Source organism: Leifsonia sp. 71-9 (genome assembly GCF_001898805.1).
In the GTDB taxonomy this organism is placed as follows: domain Bacteria; phylum Actinomycetota; class Actinomycetes; order Actinomycetales; family Microbacteriaceae; genus Leifsonia.
Map to the genome: position 1 here is coordinate 539,513 of NZ_MKVJ01000017.1, position 21,776 is coordinate 561,288.

The window sequence follows — 21,776 nt, forward strand, 5'->3', positions numbered from 1 at the left end:
CGGTCGGGGCGCCCGGCGGCGGAAGGGATCCGCCGCCGGGCACCGGGGAGTCACTTGACGGGCTTCAGCGACTTCGCGATGTAGCCGATGTTGCCGGAGAGCCAGTTGGACGGCGTCGCCCAGAGGTTCTCCGTCGTGGGCATCCCGGTGAAGTACTGGTCGCGGTAGGTGGTGACCGCGCCGTTCTGGCTCAGGATGATGTACGGCTGGTTCTCGGCGAAGTAGGTGCCGAGCGCCTGGTAGGCGCTGGTCAGCTTAGCCGGGTCGTTGGTCCCGCCCGCCTCGGCGATGAGCCCGTCGACCGTCGGGTCGTCGAACCGCACGAAGTTGGCGTTCGCCGGCTTGCCGACGGGTGCGCTCTTGGCCGAGTCGAGGCTGTCGCTGAACTGCTGGAACGGGTTGGGGCCGGTCGGGATGCGGTCGTCCAGCAGGTCGAACGTGCCGTTCTGCCGGGCGGTGGAGTAGGCGCCGAGCGACAGCTCCTCCGGGGTCGCGGTGACGCCGATCTTGGCGAAGTCCTGCACGAGGAGCTGGTTGGCCGTGATGGTGTCGGTGTAGCCCGTGACGGTGCTGAGCTTGAAGGTCACCGGGCGGCCGTCCTTGCCGAGCAGCTTGCCGGAGCCGTCGTAGCTGTAGCCCGCGCCGGTGAGGATCTTCTTCGCCTGCTCGATGTCCTGGTCGAGCGTCTTCCCCTTGTAGGCGGCGGGGATGTACGCCTCGTCGCGCGGCTGGAGGAGGCTGGTCGGGTTGGCCGGGGTGTCGGTGCCGCCGAAGGCCTGCTTGATGATCGCGTCGCGGTCGATCGACAGGCTGAGGGCCTGGCGGAAGGCCAGGTCGTCGAACGGCGCCTTGCTGAGGTTGGGCATGAGGACCTTGATGTCCGCGGGGATCGACGTGTACTTGTTGTACTTCGGGTCCTTGTCGACGAACGACTTCTGCACGTCCTGCAGGGCGATGCCGGCCCAGTCGATCTGTCCCGCGTTGAGCGAGTTGAGCGCCGCGGCGTTGCCCGTGGAGGTGACGAGGCGGATGCCGGGGATGCCCGGCTGGCCCTGCTGGTAGTAGTCCTTGTTGGCGGTCAGCGTCACCGACTGCGGCGTGAACTGGCCGAAGTCGAACGCGCCGGTCCCGACCGGCTTCTGGTTGGTCGTCTTGGACGGGTCCGGGATCGACTTCCAGATGTGCTCGGGCACGATGAACGTGAGCCCGAGGAGGCGGTACTCGTTCGGGTAGTCCGGCTGGGTGAGGGTGATGGTGGCGTGCGTGTCGTCCACGGCCTTCGCCTCGGCGATCTTGAGCCCGTAGAGGTTGATCGCCGGGTTCGCCTTGATCAGGTTGTACGTGTACGCGACGTCGGCGGCGGTGAACGGCTTGCCGTCCTGCCAGGTGACGCCGTCGCGCAGGGTGACGGTGTAGGTGAGGCCGTCGGGCGAGACGGTGTACTCCGTGCCGAGCCAGGGCTGGGGCTTCTCGTTCTTGGCGGAGTTGAAGTAGAAGAGGGGCTCGTAGACGGCGCCCAGGATCGCGCCGTTCGCGCCGTAGGCGACGTCGGTGGCGAACGGGTTGAAGTTGTTGGTGAGGTTGCCCGGGTTGCCGGAATAGACGTTGATGTAGCGCGAGCTGCTGCTGGTGTTCGATGAGCCGTCGCCGGCGCATCCCGTGATGATCAGCGTGACGGCTGCCACGGATGCCAGCGCCGCAGCCACTCGCATCTTCATTGACCTGCGTGGGTGCACTTCACTTCTCCTCGGTATCGGGGTGGGTTGACCGAGAGCATACATAGCGGTCACTAGAGGTAGCAAGAGGTATTTTGTTTCCAGAAGATTACGGCTTTAGGTATAGACCAAATGCGTACCACATGGCTACTATGACAAACACCCACCGCCCCACAGGAGGAAATGTGATTCGAGTCGGTCTTCTCGGTTCCGGTTTCATCGCCGACACCTACGCTGACGCCCTGCAAGACGTCCGCGGAGCCGAGATCGTTGCCACCTACTCCCGCGACCTCGCCCGCGCCGAGGCCTTCGCGGAGAAGTGGGGGCCCATCGCGCGCCAGTACGACGACATCGCGGGGCTCTGCGCCGATCCGGAGGTGGACCTCGTCGTCATCGCCCTCCCCAACGAGGCGCACGTGGAGGCCGTCCGGATCGCCGCCGCGGCCGGCAAGGGCATCGTCTGCACCAAGCCCCTCGCGCGCACCGGCGCCGAGGCGGCCGAGATCGTGCGGATCGTGCGCGAGGCCGGTGTCTGGCACGGGTACGCCGAGAGCTCGGTCTTCTCGCCCAACATCGCCAAGGCCCACCAGATGGTCACCGCGGGCGCCATCGGCGCGCCCCTGACCATGCGGGCGCGGGAGGCGCACTCCGGCCCGCACGCCCCGCACTTCTGGGACGCCGAGACGGCCGGCGGCGGCGCCCTGCTCGATATGGGGTGCCACACCGTCGAGTCGGCCCGCCACTTCTTCGGCAAGGACAACCCGGTCACCGAGGTCTTCGCCTGGGGGTCGACCATGGTCCACACCGACAAGACGACGGGAGAGGACACGGCGATCGCGCTCCTGAAGTTCGCCGGCGGCCAGCTCGCGCAGATCGAGTCGTCGTGGATCGAGAAGGGCGGGATGCAGCTGCGCCACGAGCTCGTCGGCACCGCCGGCCGCCTGGTGACCGACACCTCCCACACTCCGGTCTGGGGGTTCATCGAGAACCCCGCGGGCTACCTCGTCGAGAAGGCCGACGCCGAGACCGGGTGGGTGTACCCGGTGCCGGAGGAGGCGCGCGCGTACGGCTTCAGCCAGGAGATGCGGCACTTCGTCGAGCGTTTCGCCGCCGGGACGACCCCGGACGAGACCTTCGATGACGGCTTCATCGTGAACTGCATCCTCGACGCCTGCTACACCTCCATGCGCACGGGCGTCTGGGAGACGGTGAGCTTCGAGCGATGACGCAGACGCCTGAAGCGGCCTCCCTGAGCATCGGCCAGGCGAGTGTCCGCACCGACTACCCCGACCCGCTGTGGGTGCAGGCCGCCGACTCCCTGCGGGGGCGGATCGCGAGCGGCGAGCTGCGGTCCGGCAGCCGCCTCCCGCCGGAGCGCGAGCTCTGCCAGCTCCTCGGCATCAGCCGGGTCACCCTGCGCAAGGCGCTGCAATCGCTCGTCGAGGACGGCGCGCTCGCTCCGTCGCACGGCCGCGGCTGGTACGTCTCGGGCGGGGGCGACACCCGCAACGAGTGGCCGAACAGCCTCGAGTCCTTCACCGAGACCGCCGCGCGGATGGGCCTCGCGGCCACGTCGCGCGTGCTGCGGGCGAGCACCGCGCCCGCGACCATCGACGACGCCGAGCTGCTCGGCATCGCGCCCGGGCTCCCGCTGTTCCGGCTCGGCCGCGTGCGCATGCTCGGCGGTGTGCCGATCGCGCTCGACTGGGCCCTCATCCCCGCGGCGCTCCTGCCGGACGCCGACCGGCACGACTTCGCGGTCGACTCCCTCTACGAGGCGCTCACCGCCGCGGGCAACGAGCTCGCGAACGCCGAGACGACGATCGAGGCGCGCGAAGCCGGGACCGACATCGCCGACCAGCTCGGCCTCGAAGCCGGCACCCCCACCCTCGTGATGCACCAGGTGGTGCGCAACCGCGCCGAGCGGGCCGTGCTCGCCTCGACCGTCCAGTACGCAGGCGACCGCTATCGCCTGCGCACCTACTTCGCCCGACACAACCGAACGGAGACCCTGTGACCGACACCGCCACGCCCGCGACGACGACCGTCGCCGCCGCCCTGGCCTCGCTCCGCCCGGAGGAGATCACCGCCGCGCGCGCCATCCTCGAACGCGACGGCCTGCTCGGCCCGGACACCCACGTGTCGTACTTCGGCCTGCTCGAGCAGGACAAGCGCACGCTGCTGGCGCCGGGCGCGGTGCCCGAGGCCCGCCGTTTCCGGGCGATGCTCGTGGACCTGGCCTCCGGCGCCTCGTTCGACGTCGTCGTGTGCCCGGCCGAGGACCGCGTCGTCTCCGCCGTCGAGCTCGACCCGGCGCAGGGGCAGGTCCCCGTCGTGCTGGCCGAGTTCGGGCTGGTGGAGGAGATCGTGCACCAGGACGCGCGCTGGCTGGCCGCCATGGCCAAGCGCGGGCTCACCGATCTGTCGACGCTGCGGGTCAACCCGCTCTCGGCCGGAGTGCTCGCGCCCGAGGAGAGCGGCCGCCGCATCCAGCGCTGCTTCACCTTCGTGCAGAAGACCCCGGACGATCTCGGCTGGGCGCACCCGGTCGACGGCGTCACCGTGATGGTCGACGTGGTCACCCGCGAGGTCCTCGACGTCATCGACTACGTCGACCTCCCGGTGCCGCAGGAGGACGGCAACTTCCACCTCCCGGAGTGGGTCGGCAAGCCCCCGCGGGCCGGGCTCAAGCCGATCGAGATCACCCAGCCGGAGGGACCGAGCTTCACGATCGACGATGACGGCGTGCTGTCGTGGGCCGGCTGGAAGCTGCAGGTCTCGTTCGACCAGCGCGAAGGGCTGGTCTTCCACAACGTCTCGATCGACGACGACGGCGAACAGCGTCCGGTGCTGTACCGGGCCTCCATCGCCGAGATGATGGTGCCGTACGGCGACCCGAGCCCGCAGCGCTGGTTCCAGAACTTCTTCGACTGCGGCGAGTACCTCCTCGGCGGCTTCGCGAACTCCCTCGAGCTGGGCTGCGACTGCGTCGGCGACATCACCTACCTCGACGCGACGCTGGCAGACAACGCGGGCGAGGTGCGCGTGGTGCCGCAGGCGATCTGCATCCACGAGGAGGACACCGGGATCCTCTGGAAGCACTTCGACAACTGGAACGGCTCCAGCGACTCCCGCCGCAACCGCCGCCTGGTGGTCAGCTTCTTCGTGACCGTCGGCAACTACGACTACGGCTTCTACTGGTACTTCTCGCTCGACGGCGCGATCGAGCTGGAGGTGAAGGCGACGGGCGTCGTGTTCACCTCCGCCTATCCCGGGCCCGGCTACGCGTACGCCTCCGAGCTCGCCCCCGGGCTGGGGGCGCCGTACCACCAGCACCTCTTCTCCGCCCGGCTCGACATGATGGTCGACGGGACGAGGAACAACGTGGACGAGCTGGAGGCGGTGCTCGTGCCGCGCGGACCGGAGAACCCGACCGGCACCGGCATCACCCAGACCGTCACCCGGCTGCGCACCGAGAAGGAGGCGCAGCGGATGGCCGACAACGCCCGCGGCCGCGTCTGGCTGGTCTCGAACCCGCACAAGCAGAACCGCCTCGGTCGCGACGTCGGCTACGTGCTCTTCCCCGAGGGCCGGCCGGCCCTGCTGGCGGACGAGCAGTCGGACATCCACGCGCGCGCGACCTACTCGGCCAAGCACCTGTGGGTCACCCCGTACGAGCCGGGCGAGCTGTACCCGGCCGGCGATCTCGTCAACATGCACCCCGGCGGTGCCGGACTGCCCGCCTGGACCGCCGCGGACCGCGACGTGGAGGACGCCGACGTGGTGCTGTGGCACACCTTCGGGCTCACGCACTTCCCGCGCATCGAGGACTGGCCGATCATGCCGGTCGACTCCGCCGGCTTCGTGCTGAAGCCGCACGGGTTCTTCGGCGCGAACCCGACCATGGACATCCCGGAGCCGGCGGCCCACTGCGCACCGGGCCAGCACGGGCACGGGCACGCGGCACCCGAGCACGCGAGCCACGGCCACGAAGGCCACGGCCACGACGGCCACGACCACGACGGCCACGACCACGAAGGGCGCCACGCATGAGTCTCGGCATCCAGCTCTACAGCGTCCGAGACGACATCGGACCGGACCAGCTGACCGCCACCCTCACCCGGCTCGCCGGCTTCGGGTTCACCCACGCGGAGCCCTACGACATCCTGAGCGACACCGAAGGCCTGAACGCGGCCCTCGACGCCGCCGGGCTGCAGGCCGAGACGGCGCACGCCAAGATCACCGAGCTCGACCACGAGCGCGTGCTCGACGCGGCGGAACGGCTCGGCATCGGCACGGTCATCGTCCCGTTCGTGCCTCCCGCGAGCATCGCGGATCGCGACGGGGTGCTCGCGCTCGCCGCGGCGATCAACGCCCTCGTCCCCGTGGCCGCCGACCGGGGGATCCGCCTCGGCTATCACAACCACGACTTCGAGTTCGCGCAGCGCATCGGCGACCGCACGGTCTACGACGTGCTCGTCGACGCGCTCGACCCGGCCGTGGTCCTGGAGCTCGACACGTACTGGGCCGCCGTCGGCGGGGAGGACGTGAACACGCTCCTCCCGCGGCTGGGCGAGCGGGTGCGCTTCCTCCACGTGAAGGAGGACGGGACGAACCCGTTCGACGTCGCCGAGGTCGTCGGTCTCGCCTCCGCGCTCGAGCTGCCGGTCGTCGAGGTGGTCGTGCACGAGGGGGACGTGTTCCCGCTGATCGAGCGCAACGCCGACTTCTTCTCCGGGCTGGTGCGGGCATGACGGCCACGGGCGTCGGCATCGTCGGGGCCGGCAACATCTCCGACGAGTACCTCAGGTCGCTGGCGACCTACCCGGACGTGCGCGTCGTCGCGATCGCCGACCTCGACCCGGACCGCGCCCGCGCCCAGGCCGAGCGCTTCGGGGTGCCGGAGGCGGTGACGGTGGAGCAGCTCCTCGCGCGCGACGACGTCGAGATCGTGGTCAACCTGACCATCCCGGCCGCGCACGCCGAGGTCGCGCTCGCCGCCATCGCCGCGGGGAAGCACGTGTGGGGCGAGAAGCCGCTCACCCTCGATCTGGCGACCGCCCGCGCGGTGCTCGACGCGGCGGCGGACGCGGGGGTCGTGGTCGCGAACGCGCCGGACACCATCCTGGGCGAGGGCATCCAGAACGCGCACCGGCTGCTCGCGGAGGGCGCGATCGGGGAGCCGCGCACGCTGCTCACCCTCATGCAGGGACCGGGACCGGACGCCTGGCATCCGCGGCCGCAGTTCCTGTTCGCGCGCGGAGCCGGCCCGCTCTTCGACATCGGCCCGTACTACGTGAGCACGATGATCCAGCTGCTCGGACCGATCGCGTCGGTGGAGGCCGTCGGCCAGCGCCCGCGCGCCGAGCGCGTCGTCGGCTCCGGACCGGACGCGGGCACGCGGTTCCCGGTCGAGGTCGACACGCACCTCAGCGTGCTCACGCGCTTCGCCTCCGGCGTCGTCGGGACCTCCGTCTACAGCTTCGACTCGCCCCGGCGCCGCCAGGCGTTCGAGATCACCGGGGCGGACGGCGTGCTGGAGGTTCCGGTCAGCGGCTTCGACGGAGCGACCCGCGTGCTCGCGGGCGACGACCGCGAGACCGACTGGGTCGAGGTGCCGCCGCCCGGCGTGCACCGCGAACGCGGCGTTGGCGTGCTCGAACTCGCCCGCGCCCTGCGCGACGGCCGCGCGCCGCGCGCCTCGGGGGAGCTCGCGCTGCACGCCCTCGAGGTGATGCTCGCGATCGAGCGATCGGCCGAGACGGGCACGGCCGTCGCGATCGAGAGCACCGCTCCCGTCGTGGAGCCGTTGCCGACAGAGTGGGATCCGACGGCGTCGACGCCGCACGGGACCGCACCATCCACGTCGGGAGGAACCCTCCCGGCACCAGCTAGGGGAGTCCGATGAACGGGTACATCACTTTCGCGTCCGCCCGCGCGACGCAGGCCGAGGAGCTCGGGCGCGCGATCCCGCAGATCGCCGACCAGATCGCGGCACGCGCCGACCGGGGCCAGCTCGCGGGACCGGGCCCGATCTTCGTGGGCATCGGCGCGAGCCTCGCCGCGGCGTGCGCACCGGTGTGGTCGCTGCGTTCGCGCGGCATCCACTCGTGGCGGCTCGGCGCGGGCGACTACCCGCTGCCGTTCCCGCACAGCGCGCACCCCATCGTCGGCATCTCGCAGAGCGGCCGCAGCGCCGAGACGCTCGCCGTGCTCGAATCCGTGCCCGAGGAGCTGCGGTTCGCCGTGGTCAACAGCGAGCCGTCCCCGATCGGCCGGATCGCGTCCAGCCTGTCGCTCGGCAACCTCGCCGACAGCTACGCGTCCACGCTCGGCTACACGGCGACCATCGCCGCGCTCGGGATGCTCGCCGACGGCTGGGACGGCGGCCGACCGGACCAGGGCTGGTCCACCCTCGCCGAGACGTTCGCCGACGCGGAGGAGCGGCTCGCCGCACCGGTCGCGGCGCTGGCCGAGCTGTTCGCGACGGTCTCGTCGAGCGACTTCGTCGGTGCCGGTCCGGCCGTCGGCTCGGCCGAGGCCGGTGCCCTGCTGTTCCGCGAGGTCGCCCGCATCCCCGCGACCGGGATGAGCACGCGCCAGTACCTGCACGGCTCGATGGAGTCCGCCGGCGACGGCGTGCACGTGGTCTTCGGCGACAGCAGGGAGCTCGATCTGGCGACGACGCTCGCCGACGCGGGCCATCACGTCGTGCTGATCACGGGCGAGCAGGTCCCGGGATCGCGGACCCTGCACCCGGTGCGGCTCCCGAAGCTCCCGGCGCCCCAGCGCGCGATCCTGGAGGCCCTGGTGATGCAGCAGCTCGTGGGGGCCGTCGCCGACGTGCGCGGCGTCGACATCGAGGAGTTCGTCTTCCACAACGCGGACACGAAGGTGCCCGCGGACGCGGGAGGGGTCGCGTGACGACCACCACCCCCCTGATCGTGGGCTTGGATGCCGGAGGCACCAAGCTCGGCGCACGCGCGGAGGCCTTCGACGGCTCGCGCGTCGTCGACGTCGCTCTGCCGGCGGAGGAATGGAGCGCTTCGCCGGCGAGCGACGCCGCTCGATGGCTGCACGACCGCCTCCGGCGCGTGCTCCCCGACGGCTCGATCGTCGCCGCTCTCGGCGTCGGAGCCCAGGGGCTCGACACCGTCGAGCACGCCCACGAGCTGCGGGAGCAGCTCGCGGCCCTGGGCTATCGCGCCGTCGTCGTCAACGACGCCGAGCTGCTCGTGCCGGCAGCCGGGCGGAGGTCGGGCATCGGCGTCATCGCCGGCACCGGCTCGATCGCGGTCGGCGCCGACGCATCCGGCCGCACACTGTTCGCCGGCGGATGGGGATGGGTGCTCGGCGACGAGGGCGGTGCTCCGGCCGTGGTGCGCGAGGCCGCCGTCGCCGCTCTGCGCGCGGACGACGAAGGTGCGCCCGACGACGGACTCCTCTCCGCCCTGCAGACCGCCTTCGGCGTGACCTCGGCCCCCGCGCTCGCGCGCGCGGTCAACGACGACCCGACTCCGGAGAACTGGGGCCCGCGGGCGCCGGCCGTCTTCGCGGCGGCGGACGCGGGCTCGGCCCTCGCCATCGGCGTCGTCGAGGAGGCCGCGCACAGCCTCGCCGAGCTGGTCGACCGTCTTATCGCCCGGGGAGCCGCCGGGACCGACGTGGTGGTCGCCGGAAGCGTCTTCGCGCATCAGCCCCGCCTGCTCTCGGCCTTCTCCGGGGCTCTGGCGGTCGCGCATCCCGGTCTCGCCATGGTGCCGCTCACGGACGCGCCGGTCGCCGGCGCCGTCGAGCTCGCCCGGCGGCTCGTGGGCTAGCCCGCGACACGCATCCCACCCCCTTCACATCGCAGTACAGCCGCACGCAGAACAAAGGAGTCAGCACATGGCCATCGCCACCGTCAATCCCGCCACCGGAGAGACCCTCGAGACGTTCGAGCCGCACACGGCCGAGCAGCTCGAGGGCATCCTCGCCGCCGCCGAGTCCGCGTTCCGCGGCCTCGCTCGCACCTCGTTCGAGGAGCGCGGAGCGTGGATGCGCGCCGCCGCCGACCTGCTCGACGCCGAGCTCGACGAGGTCGCGGCGCTCGTGACCACCGAGATGGGCAAGACCATCGGCACCGCGAAGTACGAGGTCGCCAAGTCGGCCCGCGGGATGCGCTGGTACGCCGACCACGCCGCCGAGTACCTCGCCGACGAGCACCCGGTCGCCGCGGGAGACGTGGGCGCCTCCGCCGTCAGCGTGCGGTACCAGCCCATCGGCACGGTGCTGGCCGTCATGCCGTGGAACTACCCGTTCTGGCAGGTGATCCGCTTCGCCGCCCCCGCGCTGATGGCCGGCAACACCGGCATCCTGAAGCACGCCTCCAGCGTCCCGCAGAGCGCCCTCTACCTGGGATCGCTGTTCGAGCGGGCCGGATTCCCGGCCGGCGCCTTCCAGACCGTGCTGGTCGAAGGCGGAGCCGTCGCCCCCTTGATCGACGACCGTCGCATCCGCGCCGTCACCCTCACCGGTTCCGTCGGCGCCGGTTCGGCGGTGGCCGAGGCCGCGGGCCGCAACATCAAGAAGTCGGTGCTCGAGCTGGGCGGCACGGACGTGTTCGTCGTGATGCCGAGCGCCGATGTCGCGGCCGCCGCGTCCGCCGGCGTGAACGCGCGGGTGCAGAACTCGGGCCAGAGCTGCATCGCGGCCAAGCGCTACTACGTGCACGCCGACGTCTACGACGCCTTCGAGGAGGCCTTCGTCGCCGGGATGCGCGCCCAGGTGACGGGCGATCCGTTCGACGAGGCCACCTCGTTCGGCCCGCTCGCCACCGAGCAGGTGCGTCGCGACACCCACGAGTTGGTCGCCGACGCGATCGCCAAGGGCGCGACGGTGCTGACCGGCGGGGAGCTGCCGGACGGCCCCGGCTGGTTCTACCCCGCGACCGTCCTGCGCGATGTGACGCCCGAGATGCGGATCTACCGCGAGGAGTGCTTCGGCCCGGTCGCCTGCCTCTACCCGGTCGCGTCCGCGGAGGAGGCCGTGGAGCGGTCCAACGACTCTGACTTCGGGCTGAGCTCGAGCGTGTGGACCACCGACGACGCCGAGGCGGAGCTGTTCCAGCAGGGCATCGAGGCCGGCGGCGTCTTCGTGAACGGGCTCACCGCCTCCTTCCCCCAGCTGCCGTTCGGCGGCGTCAAGGACTCCGGCTACGGCCGCGAGCTGTCGGCGCTCGGCATCCGCGAGTTCACGAACGTGAAGACCGTCTGGCGCGCGTGAGCACCGTCGGGGCCGTGTCGCGACCGCGACCCGCACCGGGTCGCGGGTCGCGGCACGGCCTCGCGCTCGCCCTCGCGCACGAGACGCCGCCGGCCGCGCTGATGATCGCCGGCTGCCTCGCGGGGAGCGCCGCCGCGCTCTGCGCCGCAGCGCTCGCGCTCGCCCTGCTCTCGGCGGGGTACGCGCGGGCCGCGCGGCGCTCGCCGTCCGCGCGCGAGCACGTGGTCGATCTCTGGGCGATGCTGCTCGTGATGGTGGGCATGGCGTTCGCGGGATCGGCCGTGCGGGGGTCGGCGGCCGTGAGCGCCGTCGAGGCCGCAGGCGGCGGGGGGACGGGGGCGGCGCCGCACCACCATGCCATCGCGGCCTCCGGCCCGCTCGCCACCGGCATCGTGGTGGTCGCGGTGGTGGGCTGGCTGGTCGCGCGCCTCCTCCTCGCGCGCCGCGTCGTGCGCCTCCACACGGTCGTCTCCGCTGCGGTGTGCGGGGGGATGCTCGCCGCGATGGCCGTGATGTGACCGTGACGCCGCCGGGTGCGCCGACCCGCGGGGATGCGCATTCCCGTCGGCGTGCCGACCCGGTAGGGTGACTCTGTGGTCGAGGCACAGAGCGATGCGGCGCCGCGCCGTCCGGTGACTCTGACCGACGTCGCGCGGCACGCCGGAGTGTCCCAGCCGACCGCCTCCCGGGTCCTCAACGGCAGCGCCCGCACGGTGGCCGAGAACTACCGCAAGCGCGTGCTGGAGGCGGCGCAGGAGCTCGGGTACACGCCCAACCTCGCCGCGCAGGCGATCGCGCGCGGCACTTCCGGCACCATCGCGCTGGTCATCGGCGGCATCTCCGACCCGTACTTCTCCGCGCTGGCGGCCGCGCTGATGAAGCAGGCGGAGACCTACGGGCTGCGCGTCTCCATCGCGGTCACCGACCGGCGCGTCGACCGCGAGCTCGAACTCGTGCGCGAGCTGCGCGGGCAGCAGCCGCGCGCCATCGTCCTCGCCGGCACCGGCTACGTCGACCCGCCGAACGGCGACGAGCTGGTCGCCGAACTGCGGCGCTTCGAGGAGACGGGCGGCAAGGTCGTGCTGATCAGCCGCACCGACCTGCCGTTCGAGACCGTCACCTTCGACACCCACGAGGGCGCGCGCGAACTCGCGGCCGAGCTGGCCGGCCTCGGCTACCGGCGTGCCCTGGTGCTGGGCAGCGGGACGCCGCTGCTGTCGATGCAGCAGCGGGTCGACGGCTTCGTGGAAGGCTTCGGCGGCACGACCACCGTCGCGTACCCGGAGTTCTCGTGGGCCGGCACGCGCGACTTCATCCGCGCCCTCCCCGACGACGAGCTCGCCGCCCTCGAGCTGATCTTCGCCATCACCGACGACATGGCGCTCGGTGCGATCGCCGGTCTGCGCGACCGCGGGCGGCGCATCCCGCAGGACGTCGCCGTGGCCGGTTTCGACGACATCACCACCCTGCGCGACGTCGTCCCGCCGCTGACGACCGTGCACGTGCCCCTCGACCAGGTCGCGGAGGAGACGGTGCGCCGCGCCCTCGACGCCGACGGGGGAGGGCGCACGGTGCCGGCGCACCCGGTCATCCGCGCCTCCACGCCGCCGGTGCGCCGATAGGTTGGGCGTGTGAGCCTGAACACCCCCACCCTGACCGACGTGGCCGCGCACGCGGGCGTGTCGCTCGCCACGGCCTCCCGCGCGCTCAACGGCAGTGCCCGCAAGGTCAACCCCGAGCTGCAGGAGCGCGTGCTCGCCTCCGCGCGCACGCTCGGCTACAGCGCGAACGTGCAGGCGCAGGCGGTCGCGCGCGGCACCAGCAACGTCGTCGCGCTCGTCGTCGGCGACATCGCCGACCCGTACTTCGCCTCGATCTCGTCCGGCGTCGTGCGGGTGGCCGACGAGCGGGGGCTGGTCGTGACGATCACCGCCACCGGCCCCTACGCCGGACCGGAGTCGACGGCCAGGGAGGAGGCGGCGCTCGACGCCCTCCGCGGCCAGCGCCCGCGGGCCGTCGTGCTGGCCGGCAGCCGGGTCGTCGGCACGGACACCCGCCCCGGCGACGGCGGCCGCGTGGCCGCCATCGGCTCCGGCGCACGGGGACTGCGCACCGTCGACGTCGACAACAGGGGAGGCGCGGCGGCCCTCGCCACGGAGCTCCTCGCGCTCGGATACCGGGATGTCGCCGTGCTCGCCGGGCCGGAGGAGCTCGTGACCGTGCGCGACCGCGTGGACGGGTTCCGCTCGGTCCTGCCCTCGGCGCGGGTCGTGCACGCGGAGTTCACGCGGGAGGGCGGCCATCGGGCGATGACCGCCCTGCTGGCCGCGGGGGAGCGGCCCGACTGCGTCTTCGCGGTCAGCGACGTGATGGCGATCGGCGCGATGGCGGCGCTGCGCGAGGCCGGCATCGTTCCGGGCGAGGGGATCGGCGTGGCCGGCTTCGACGACATCCCGCTCGTGGCCGACGTGACCCCGGCCCTCACCTCCGTCGCGCTGCCGCTGGCCGACATCGGCGCGCGCGCCCTCGAGCTGGCCCTCGCGGACGACCCGTCGCCCGCGGAGCCGGTGCCGGCCGCGGTGCGCCTGCGCGCCTCCACGCCGCGTCGCTGACGGGCGCCCGAGCCCCGGCCTAGAGCTTGACGCCGCCGGAGATCAGGTCGATCTTCCAGTAGCGCTGCAACGACAGGAAGAGGATCGCGAGCGGTACGATCGACACCAGCACGCCGGCGATGACGATGGAGTACTGGGCCGCCTGGCCGCCGGTGATGATCATCAGCCCGTAGAGGCCGAGCGTGAGCGGGTACAGCTGGTCGTTGTTGAGCATCACGAACGGCAGGAGGAAGTTGTTCCAGATCCCGATGAACTGGAGCAGGAACACGGTCACCAGCGCCGGCATCATCAGTCGCGACCCGACGGACCAGAAGATGCGCCACTCGCTGCCGCCGTCGATGCGGGCGGCCTCCATGATCTCGTCGGGCACCGAGGCCTCCGCGTAGATCTTGCACAGGTAGATCGCGAAGGGCGACACCAGCTGGGGGAGGATGACGGACGCGTAGTTGTTCGTCATCCCGAACTTCGCCATGAGCAGGAACTGGGGGATGGCGAGCATGATCTGCGGCAGCAGCACGGCGGCCACGATGAGGCGGAAGATCCATTTGGACCCGGCGAAGCGGTACTTGCCGAGCGCGTAGCCGGCCGCACCCGCGACGACGGTGGAGAGGACCCCGCCGCCGATCGCGTAGATCACCGAGTTGAGCGCCCAGCGACCGAAGATGCCGCCGTTGTAGGTGAAGAGCGCCTGCAGGTTGGTCCAGAAGCCGCCGGTGAAGGAGGGGACGAACGGCGGGGTGGAGAACAGCTGATCGTTGGTCTTGGTCGACGCGATGACGATCCAGAGCACGGGCAGCACGCAGTAGAGCGCGCCGACGATGAGGATGAGGGTGGGCACGATGCGCACACCGGTGCGGGAGCTCAGCGGGGCTCGTCCGGTGCGCGGGGCGGTGGGCCGCGGGGCGGTCAGGGTGGTCATCGGGTCTCCCTCCGGGCGATGCGCCGGCCGATCACGTTGACGAGCACGGTGGCGCCGACCGTCATGACGATGAGGATGAACGAGGTGGCCGCTCCCTCGTAGATGCTGTTGTTGACGAACGCGTCGGTGTAGACGCGCATCAGCGGCACCCAGGTGGACGAGATCGCGTTGGCGAGCGGCTTGAGCGTCGTGGGCTCGTTGAACAGCTGCAGCGCGCCGATCACCGAGAAGAGCGCGACCATCGTGATCGCCGGCGCGATGAGGGGCAGCTTGATGCGCAGCGCGATCTGCAGCTCGGTCGCGCCGTCGAGCTCCGCCGCCTCGAAGAGGTCCTTCGGGAGGCTGCGGACGGCGGTGTAGAGGATGACCATGTTGAAGCCGACCACGCCCCAGACCGCCACGTTGGCGACGGAGAAGAAGATCCCGGTGCTCCCGAAGTAGTCGATGACCTTGCCGCCGATGGGGCTGGTGGCGGGCAGGTACATGAACCCCCAGAGCAGCGAGGCGACGACGCCGGGCACCGCGTAGGGCAGGAAGATCGCCAGCCGGGTGACGCCGACGAGTCGCGCCCGCTTGACGTCGAGGCAGAGGGCGAACGTGGTGGCGAGCACGATGGTGAGCGGGACGCCGATGACGGCGACGATCAGCATGCGCCCGAGGCCGGCCCAGAACTCGGGGTCGACGAGGGTGCTGACGTAGTTGGCGAAGCCGGCGAACACCTCGGTGGGTGCGCCGCCGCCGAGCAGGCCGCCGCCGACCTTCAGCTGCAGGAAGCTGAGGACCACCGCGTAGACCCCCGGTGCCACCGTGAACAGGAGCAGGAGGACGACGGCGGGCGTGACGAGGAGGACGGGCAGAAGGGTCGGCCCGCGGCGCGGGCGACGCCCGGTCCTGGGCGGGGTGGCGGCGGGGGCGCGGCGCCCGGAGCGCGCCGGCGCCGGTGGTGCGGTGCTGTCTCCGATGACGGCCATGAGCTGATTCTCCTCGGACGGAGGTGGATGGGGGATGGGGGATGGGGGAAGGGGATGAGGGTGGAGCCGAGCGGGGACGACGGGGTTTGCGGGCATCGTCCCCGCCCGGGCGGGTGGCAGCGGGTCAGCCGGCGACCTTGAAGCCGATCTTCTTCATGTCGGTGACCGTGTCGGACTGCATGGTGTCCAGCGCGGCCGACAGCTGCGACTTGTTCTGCAGGGCCGCGGCGAACGCGTTCGAGTACGAGTCGAACGTGACGTTCGCGTTGGGTCCCCAGATGTCGAAGGTCCGCACGCCCTTGGCGACCGACGCCATCAGCGTGTTGTAGTCCGGCTGGTTCGACATGAACGGCGGCGGGGTCTTCAGCTCGGGGGCCGACTGGTTCGACAGGCTGGCCGGGAAGACCTGCACGTTCGTGATCAGCGAGGCGACGCCCTCCTTCGAGGAGTTCATCCACTTGACGAACTTGGCCGCCTCCGCTGGGTGCTTCGAGTTGGCCGTGACGGCCTCCGTCTCACCGCCCCAGATGCCGACCGTGTCGTCCCCCGCGGTCCAGGCGGGGAGCGCGACGGCCTCCCACTTGCCCGCGGTGTCCTTGGCGATCGACGGAAGCTGGTTGGGAGCCCACTGCGCCCCGACCCAGCCGACGAGCGTGCCGTTGTTCATGTCGGTGTTCCACTGGGCGGACCAGTTGGGCTCCGGGCTGACGACGCCCTGGTCGACCAGGCCGCCCCAGAAGTCGGCGACCTTCTTGCTGGCGGCGTCGTTGATGTTCACCTTCCAGGTGTCGCCGGAGGCGCTCCACCAGTTGGCGCCCGCCTGCTGCGCGAGGCCTGCGAACCAGCCCGGGTCGGCGGCGGTGAAGTTGCCGATGTACTTGGAGGGGTCGGCCGCGTGGATCTTGGCCGCGTCCGCCGCGTACTCGTCCCAGGTCTTCGGCGGGGTGAGCCCCATCGAATCCCAGATGTCCTTGCGGTAGAAGAACACCATCGGGCACACGTTCTGCGGAACGCCGTAGGTCTTGCCCTCGAACTGCACCTGGGCGAGCGTCGACTTCGAGAAGTCGCCCGAGAGGTCGCCGACGTACTTGTCGATCGGGATGACCACCTTGTTGGCGATCAGGGCCGGGAGGGCCTGGTACTCGACCTCGGTGACGTCGGGGTTGGTGCCGGCCTTGTTGTTGGTGATGAGCTTGTTGTACAGGGTGTAGCCGGTGCCGGACGGCTTGGTCAGCTTGACCTGGATGTCCGGATTGGCCTTGTTCCACTCGTCGACGACGGCCTGCATGCCGCCGTCCCAGTTGACGTAGGACAGGGTGACCTTGCCGCCGCTCGTCGAGCTTCCGCTCGGCGAGCTGGAGCAGCCGGTCAGGACCGTGGCGGTCGCGGCGGCGACGCCGACGATCGCGCCGATGGTCCTCAGCGTTGACTTCCTCACTGTGTGCATCTCCTTTGATGGGGTTCCGTGGTGCGGTGGTCGTGGTGCGGGGCGGTTCAGCCCTCGGCCCAGGCGGGGTAGCGCACGGGGGAGGTCTGGAGGCCGATCCACTGCCGGCGGGTGAAGCCGGCGAGCTGGCCCTCGCCGCCGTGGCGGGCGTAGCCGTCGTTCACGTGCACTTCGTTGCTCGACACGCGCTCGGCGAATGCGAGCCCGCGCATCGGGTCTCCGGTGAAGACCGAGTTCATCAGCGTCCGGTGGCGGTTGACGAGCGCGAGCGCCTCGGCTTCGTCGTCGACGACGGTGATGGGCATCACCGGGCCGAAGATCTCCTCGGTGAACACCGGAAGGTCGGGTGTGACGCCGGTGAGCACGGTGGGCTGGTAGAACAGGCCGTCGTGGGTGCCGCCGGTAGCGATCGTCGCGCCGCCCGCCACCGAGGGCGCGACGAGGCCGTCGGCGAAACGGCGCAGCTGGGTCTCGCTGACGATCGGGCCGAGGTCGACGTCGTCGCGCAGGGGGTCGCCCACCCGGAGGGCGCGGACGCGCTCCACGACGGCCTCGGTGAACGCGTCGGCCACCGCACGCTGCACGATGTGGCGGCCTGCCGAGATGCAGGTCTGCCCCTGGTACCAGAGGGCGGCCCACACCGCGCAGCTGGCGGCCTGGTCGATGTCGGCGTCGTCGAGCACGACGAACGCGTTGTCTCCGCCGAGCTCGGTGGCGACCGGGGTGAAGGTGCGGGCCGCGAAGGCGGCGATCTGGTGACCGACCTCGAACGAGCCGGTGAAGTGGATGAGGTCGAGCCCGGGATGCTCGCTGAGCGTGCGACCGGTGGTCGGGCCGTCGCCCGGGACGACCGCGAGCACGCCCGCCGGGACGCCGGCGGCCAGCGCCGCCTCGGCGAGGATCTGCCCTCCCGCCACCGGAGTCAGCTCCGCGGGCTTGAGCACGACGGCGTTGCCGTAGGCGAGGCCGGGGGCCAGGGCGCGCATCGCCAGGCTCATCGGGTAGTTCCAGGGCACGATCAGGCCGATCACGCCGAGCGGGACCGCGCGCGAGAGCGACAGCTTGCCCTGCTTGTACGGCGGGAGGATGCTGCCCGCGTTCTCGGTCAGCTGCGTCGCCGAGTTGTTCAGCTGGGTGATCGACTGGCCGAGCTCCTCCTCCGCCTTCTCGAGGGTGCCGCCGGTCTCCCGGATGAGCAGGGTCAGCAGCTCGTCGCGCCGGTTCTCCAGCTCCTCGGCGAAGCGGCGGATGATCGCCGAGCGCGTGTTGGCGTCCACGTCGCCCCAGCCCGGCTGGGCACGGCGGGCCGCCTCGACCGCCCGGTCGACCTGGGCCGGGGACGCGTTCCCGTACGTGGCGAACGGGATGCCGGCCGCCTTGTCGAGCACGGGCAGGCCGTCGCCGGCCTCCGGCCGTTCGAACCGGCCATCGATGAACACCTGGACGTCGTAGTCGCGCAGCTCGCGCATGGGGCGTGCCTCCTGGGTGGGGGTGGGGGACGGGGTGGGTACGGAGACGGTCTCAGGCAACGGCGATCAGAGCTTCCTTCGTGACGGGATGTTCGGCCGGCCGGCCGGCGGCGAACCGTTGGACCTCGTGCAGGGCGCACTCGCCGAGGCGGCGCAGCTCGGTGCCGAGCGCGCCGGCCACGTGCGGGGTCAGGACGACGCCGGGCAGCGTGCGCAGGGGGTGACCGGCCGGAAGCGGCTCCGGGTCCGTCACGTCGAGCACGACGCGGAGGCCGGAGTCGCGCACGGCGGCGGTGAGGGCCTCCTGATCGACGATCGGGGCCCGCGCGGTGTTGATGAGCGTCGCCCCGTGGGGGAGCAGGGCGAGCTGAGCGGCGCCGATCATCCCGATCGTCTCGGGCAGGAGCGGCGCGTGCACGCTGACGATGGTGGAGCGCTCGAACAGCTCGTCGAGGCCGGCCTGGCGCGCCCGGCGAAGGATCGGGTCGCCCGGCTCCAGCGAGGGGTCGTAGAGCAGCACGTCGATGTCGAACGGATCGAGCAGCTCGATCACGCGGCGGCCGACCCGGGAGGCGCCGACGATGCCGACCGTGCGGTTGAAGTTGCCGATGGACGGGTCGGGCTCGCGCGTGTAGACGTCGGGGTCGGCCGCGTAGCCGCGGATGTAGTCGGGGACGCGCTTGCCCGCGAGGAGGATCATCGCCAGGGTGTACTCGGCGACCGGGTACGCGTTGGCGCTGGCCGCGCTGGTGACGAGCAGGCCGTGCTTCCAGACCGCGTCGTCGATGTGGCCCTTGACGGTGCCGGCCGCGTGGACGATGGCGCGCAGGCGGGGCATCCTGGCGAGCTCCTCCGCCCCGATGCGCGGTGCGCCCCATCCGGTGATGAGCACCTCCACCCGCTCGAGGAGGCCGGCGGGGGCCGACGCGAAGTCGGTGATCGTCTGCGTCGGGTCCAGGTCGGCGGCGCGGGTGAGCGCGGCCAGGTCGTCGGGGCCGAACAGCAGTCCGGGCAGGTCCGGCCGCATGGCGAATGCGGCGACGGGCGTGCGTCGTGCTGTCATCGTCGACTCCTCGATCGGGTTGGATTGCGCATTCCCAGAATGCGCATTCCCAACTATGCGACGCGGATCGTCGTTCGTCAAGAAAAACTTCGGAGAGGAGTGCTGAGCGCCGGCCGGACGTCAGGAGACGAGCCAGCGGACCGCCCGCTCGAGGATCCGGCGGTGCGTGGGCGCGTCGTACGACGCGGCGTCGTGGCCGAGCGCGTCGTAGAACACCTTCGCGTCGCCGTAGCGGCGCGCCCAGACGAGCGGGTGCTCCCGGCCCTCGTGCTCGTGCGAGGCGAGCGCCACCACGGCCGGGTCGACCCGCAGGTCCGTGTAGCGCTCGTCGACCACGGTGAAGTCGTCCAGCCCGGCGACGAGGGGGTCGCGCTCCGGGTGCACCAGGATGGTCGCCGGCCCGCGGTCCGGATGGAAGGAGGTGCCGCGCGCCCAGACCCCGCCGAGGATCGCCTCCCACTCCGGGATGCCGCGGAGCGACGTCGAGGTGACGTGCGACACCAGCAGTGGGCGCCCGCGGCGGAGGTGCGCCAGCAGGCCGAGGCGGCCACGCGCCTCGGCCTCGGGATCGGGATCGCCGGTGTGCGCCGGGTCGCCGATGTTGAGGACCAGCAGGTCGGGGTCGTCGTCGGTCAGGGCGGCCATGCGCGCGTCGACCTCCTCCGAGGTCTCCACCTCCAGGCCCTGGTCGCGGACGATCGCGGCCAGCCGGGCCGAGGTCTCCGGGAAGGGGTGCCACGGGTCGGCGTAGCGGCCGGCGCCGCTCAGGATCAGTGCTCGCATGGGGTCCTCCTGCTGTTCACGCTACGGGATGGTAAGCGCTCTCCGCTGCGCCGCGCCAATCCCGCGCCCCTCCCGCACGCTCCTGCACCCGCGGATTCCCCGCACGGGTTGACAGTCGCGCGGGGCGGTCTACGGTGACCCACCGGCAAGCGCTTTCTCGCGCTCGAAACCGATCACCGTGGATCGTAAGGAGAACCGTGTCCGACACCGCCGTCGCCTCCCCGCGCCTCACCCCCGACCAGCGCAACGCGTTCGCCGCGTCCCTGCTGGGCTGGATGATGGATGCCTTCGACTACTTCATCATCGTGCTCGTCTACGCCGACATCGGCGCCGAGTTCGGCGTCCCGCTGGAGCAGATGGCCTTCCTGACGACCATCACGCTCATCATGCGCCCCGTCGGCGCCTACCTGTTCGGGGTGTGGGCCGACCGGGTCGGCCGCCGCATCCCGCTGATCGCCGACGTGTGCTTCTACTCGGTCGTCGGCTTCCTCTGCGCGTTCGCGCCGAACTTCACCGTGCTGTTCATCCTGCGCCTGCTGTACGGCATCGGGATGGGCGGCGAGTGGGGTCTCGGCGCAGCGCTCACGATGGAGAAGGTGCCGCGCACCCGCCGCGGCCTGTACTCCGGCATCCTGCAGGCGGGCTACTCGGCGGGCTACCTGCTCGCGGCGCTCGCCTTCCTGCTCGTGCACTCGGTGTTCGGGCTGAGCTGGCGCTGGCTGTTCGCGCTGAGCATCCTCCCGGCGCTGATCTCGCTGATCATCCGCTCGCGGGTGCGCGAGTCCGAGGTGTGGGAGACGTCGCGGGACAAGCTGCGCGCGAGCGGCAGCTCGATCCGCCGGGTCTTCTTCGACGGTGCGGTGCTGCGCCGGTTCGTCTACCTCGTGCTCCTGATGGCGGCCTTCAACTGGATGAGCCACGGCACGCAGGACATCTATCCGACGTTCCTCAAGGCCACCGACAACGGCGGTGCCGGGCTCGATGCGGCGACGGCGGGATGGATCGCGGTCGTCTACAACGTGGGCGCGATCATCGGCTGCATCGTCCTCGGCTCGCTGTCCGACCGCTGGGGGCGCAAGGCGACGATCATCCTGGGCGCAGCACTGACCCTGCCGATCATCCCGATCTTCGCCTTCTCCACGACGGCGGGGATGCTGTGCCTGGGGTCCGCCCTCATCCAGTTCACGACCCAGGGAGCGTGGGGAGCCATCCCGGCGCATCTGAACGAGATGTCGCCGAACGCCATCCGCGGCTTCTACCCCGGCGTCACGTACCAGCTCGGCAACGTCATCGCGGCGTTCAACCTGCCGATCCAGCAGGCGCTGGCGCCGCAGCTCGGCTATCCCTGGGCGATGGCGTCGACGGTCGGGGTGGCGGCGATCGCCGTGATCGTGCTGACCGCGATCGGCAAGCAGGCCCACGCGGTGTCGTTCACGGAAGAGAACGCGGGCGAGGCTCCCGCCGCCAGGGAGGCGTGAAGTGGGAGGGGCTTGCGCCACCCGGATCGGGCCGGTACCGTTCTGGTAAGCGCTT

19 protein-coding genes are annotated in these 21,776 nt (G+C 71.4%); 12 read left to right on the top strand and 7 right to left on the bottom strand.

Annotated elements, in window-relative coordinates; genetic code table 11:
• Positions 1 to 50 precede the first annotated feature (50 nt).
• The gene (locus tag BGO91_RS12300; RefSeq protein WP_290473037.1) at positions 51 to 1,718 is read right to left on the bottom strand and encodes an ABC transporter substrate-binding protein; all 1,668 of its coding nucleotides are present in this window, start codon (positions 1,716 to 1,718) and stop codon (positions 51 to 53) included.
• A gap of 182 nt (positions 1,719 to 1,900) precedes the next feature.
• Between BGO91_RS12300 and BGO91_RS12305 the strand changes: the two genes are divergently transcribed.
• The 11 genes from BGO91_RS12305 (at position 1,901) to BGO91_RS12355 (ending at position 13,591) form a co-directional block, all read left to right on the top strand.
• Positions 1,901 to 2,941 (top strand): Gfo/Idh/MocA family oxidoreductase, encoded by a 1,041-nt coding sequence (locus tag BGO91_RS12305; RefSeq protein WP_290473038.1) that lies wholly within the window; start codon positions 1,901 to 1,903, stop codon positions 2,939 to 2,941.
• Positions 2,938 to 3,732, top strand: a complete 795-nt coding sequence (locus BGO91_RS12310) for a GntR family transcriptional regulator (RefSeq protein ID WP_290473039.1) — start codon at positions 2,938 to 2,940, stop codon at positions 3,730 to 3,732. Before BGO91_RS12305 ends, BGO91_RS12310 begins: the two co-directional genes overlap by 4 nt.
• Positions 3,729 to 5,768, top strand: a complete 2,040-nt coding sequence (locus BGO91_RS12315) for a primary-amine oxidase (RefSeq protein WP_290473040.1) — start codon at positions 3,729 to 3,731, stop codon at positions 5,766 to 5,768. Before BGO91_RS12310 ends, BGO91_RS12315 begins: the two co-directional genes overlap by 4 nt.
• Entirely contained in the window at positions 5,765 to 6,469 is a 705-nt protein-coding gene (locus BGO91_RS12320; protein WP_290473041.1) for a TIM barrel protein, read from the top strand. The genes BGO91_RS12315 and BGO91_RS12320 overlap by 4 nt, the downstream gene beginning before the upstream one ends.
• Positions 6,466 to 7,623 carry a Gfo/Idh/MocA family oxidoreductase gene (locus tag BGO91_RS12325; RefSeq protein WP_290473042.1) on the top strand — a complete coding sequence of 386 codons (1,158 nt, stop codon included), beginning with the start codon at positions 6,466 to 6,468 and terminating at the stop codon, positions 7,621 to 7,623. The genes BGO91_RS12320 and BGO91_RS12325 overlap by 4 nt, the downstream gene beginning before the upstream one ends.
• Positions 7,620 to 8,639, top strand: coding sequence for an SIS domain-containing protein (locus BGO91_RS12330; RefSeq protein WP_290473043.1), 1,020 nt, complete (start codon positions 7,620 to 7,622; stop codon positions 8,637 to 8,639). Before BGO91_RS12325 ends, BGO91_RS12330 begins: the two co-directional genes overlap by 4 nt.
• Positions 8,636 to 9,535 carry a BadF/BadG/BcrA/BcrD ATPase family protein gene (locus BGO91_RS12335; RefSeq protein WP_290473044.1) on the top strand — a complete coding sequence of 300 codons (900 nt, stop codon included), beginning with the start codon at positions 8,636 to 8,638 and terminating at the stop codon, positions 9,533 to 9,535. Before BGO91_RS12330 ends, BGO91_RS12335 begins: the two co-directional genes overlap by 4 nt.
• Positions 9,536 to 9,602: 67 nt before the next feature.
• On the top strand, positions 9,603 to 10,979 hold the full coding sequence (gene aldh / locus BGO91_RS12340; protein ID WP_290473045.1) for an aldehyde dehydrogenase AldH: 1,377 nt from the start codon (positions 9,603 to 9,605) through the stop codon (positions 10,977 to 10,979).
• Complete coding sequence (locus BGO91_RS12345) at positions 10,976 to 11,497, top strand: hypothetical protein (RefSeq protein WP_290473046.1); 522 nt, start codon at positions 10,976 to 10,978, stop codon at positions 11,495 to 11,497. The genes aldh and BGO91_RS12345 overlap by 4 nt, the downstream gene beginning before the upstream one ends.
• A 75-nt stretch (positions 11,498 to 11,572) precedes the next feature.
• Positions 11,573 to 12,601, top strand: a complete 1,029-nt coding sequence (locus BGO91_RS12350; RefSeq protein ID WP_290473047.1) for a LacI family DNA-binding transcriptional regulator — start codon at positions 11,573 to 11,575, stop codon at positions 12,599 to 12,601.
• Between the two features lie 9 nt (positions 12,602 to 12,610).
• The gene (locus tag BGO91_RS12355; RefSeq protein ID WP_290473048.1) at positions 12,611 to 13,591 is read left to right on the top strand and encodes a LacI family DNA-binding transcriptional regulator; all 981 of its coding nucleotides are present in this window, start codon (positions 12,611 to 12,613) and stop codon (positions 13,589 to 13,591) included.
• Positions 13,592 to 13,610: 19 nt separating this feature from the next.
• On the opposite strand, the gene BGO91_RS12360 is transcribed toward BGO91_RS12355, so the two are convergent.
• The 6 genes from BGO91_RS12360 to BGO91_RS12385 form a co-directional block, all read right to left on the bottom strand.
• Positions 13,611 to 14,510 carry a carbohydrate ABC transporter permease gene (locus BGO91_RS12360; RefSeq protein WP_290473049.1) on the bottom strand — a complete coding sequence of 300 codons (900 nt, stop codon included), beginning with the start codon at positions 14,508 to 14,510 and terminating at the stop codon, positions 13,611 to 13,613.
• Entirely contained in the window at positions 14,507 to 15,481 is a 975-nt protein-coding gene (locus BGO91_RS12365; protein WP_290473050.1) for a carbohydrate ABC transporter permease, read from the bottom strand. Before BGO91_RS12365 ends, BGO91_RS12360 begins: the two co-directional genes overlap by 4 nt.
• Before the next feature lie 124 nt (positions 15,482 to 15,605).
• Positions 15,606 to 16,919 (bottom strand): extracellular solute-binding protein, encoded by a 1,314-nt coding sequence (locus BGO91_RS12370; protein WP_290473051.1) that lies wholly within the window; start codon positions 16,917 to 16,919, stop codon positions 15,606 to 15,608.
• Positions 16,920 to 16,975: 56 nt separating this feature from the next.
• Positions 16,976 to 18,397 carry an aldehyde dehydrogenase family protein gene (locus BGO91_RS12375; protein WP_290473052.1) on the bottom strand — a complete coding sequence of 474 codons (1,422 nt, stop codon included), beginning with the start codon at positions 18,395 to 18,397 and terminating at the stop codon, positions 16,976 to 16,978.
• A gap of 52 nt (positions 18,398 to 18,449) precedes the next feature.
• Positions 18,450 to 19,460 (bottom strand): hydroxyacid dehydrogenase, encoded by a 1,011-nt coding sequence (locus BGO91_RS12380; protein ID WP_290473053.1) that lies wholly within the window; start codon positions 19,458 to 19,460, stop codon positions 18,450 to 18,452.
• A 120-nt stretch (positions 19,461 to 19,580) separates the two neighbouring features.
• Positions 19,581 to 20,243, bottom strand: a complete 663-nt coding sequence (locus BGO91_RS12385) for a ThuA domain-containing protein (protein WP_290473054.1) — start codon at positions 20,241 to 20,243, stop codon at positions 19,581 to 19,583.
• 197 nt (positions 20,244 to 20,440) lie between these two features.
• Between BGO91_RS12385 and BGO91_RS12390 the strand changes: the two genes are divergently transcribed.
• A complete protein-coding gene (locus BGO91_RS12390) occupies positions 20,441 to 21,721 on the top strand; it encodes an MFS transporter (protein ID WP_290473055.1) in 1,281 nt (426 codons plus the stop codon).
• The last annotated feature ends 55 nt before the right edge of the window (positions 21,722 to 21,776 follow it).

Bases quoted from the DNA above. Each gene is read 5' to 3' on its own strand.
- aldh (WP_290473045.1), top strand. From the start codon at position 9,603: ATGGCCATCGCCACCGTCAATCCCGCCACCGGAGAGACCCTCGAGACG.
- BGO91_RS12330 (WP_290473043.1), top strand. From the start codon at position 7,620: ATGAACGGGTACATCACTTTCGCGTCCGCCCGCGCGACGCAGGCCGAG.
- BGO91_RS12380 (WP_290473053.1), bottom strand. From the start codon at position 19,460: ATGACAGCACGACGCACGCCCGTCGCCGCATTCGCCATGCGGCCGGAC.
- BGO91_RS12325 (WP_290473042.1), top strand. From the start codon at position 6,466: ATGACGGCCACGGGCGTCGGCATCGTCGGGGCCGGCAACATCTCCGAC.
- BGO91_RS12365 (WP_290473050.1), bottom strand. From the start codon at position 15,481: ATGGCCGTCATCGGAGACAGCACCGCACCACCGGCGCCGGCGCGCTCC.
- BGO91_RS12385 (WP_290473054.1), bottom strand. From the start codon at position 20,243: ATGCGAGCACTGATCCTGAGCGGCGCCGGCCGCTACGCCGACCCGTGG.
- BGO91_RS12360 (WP_290473049.1), bottom strand. From the start codon at position 14,510: ATGACCACCCTGACCGCCCCGCGGCCCACCGCCCCGCGCACCGGACGA.
- BGO91_RS12310 (WP_290473039.1), top strand. From the start codon at position 2,938: ATGACGCAGACGCCTGAAGCGGCCTCCCTGAGCATCGGCCAGGCGAGT.
- BGO91_RS12375 (WP_290473052.1), bottom strand. From the start codon at position 18,397: ATGCGCGAGCTGCGCGACTACGACGTCCAGGTGTTCATCGATGGCCGG.
- BGO91_RS12300 (WP_290473037.1), bottom strand. From the start codon at position 1,718: ATGAAGATGCGAGTGGCTGCGGCGCTGGCATCCGTGGCAGCCGTCACG.
- BGO91_RS12320 (WP_290473041.1), top strand. From the start codon at position 5,765: ATGAGTCTCGGCATCCAGCTCTACAGCGTCCGAGACGACATCGGACCG.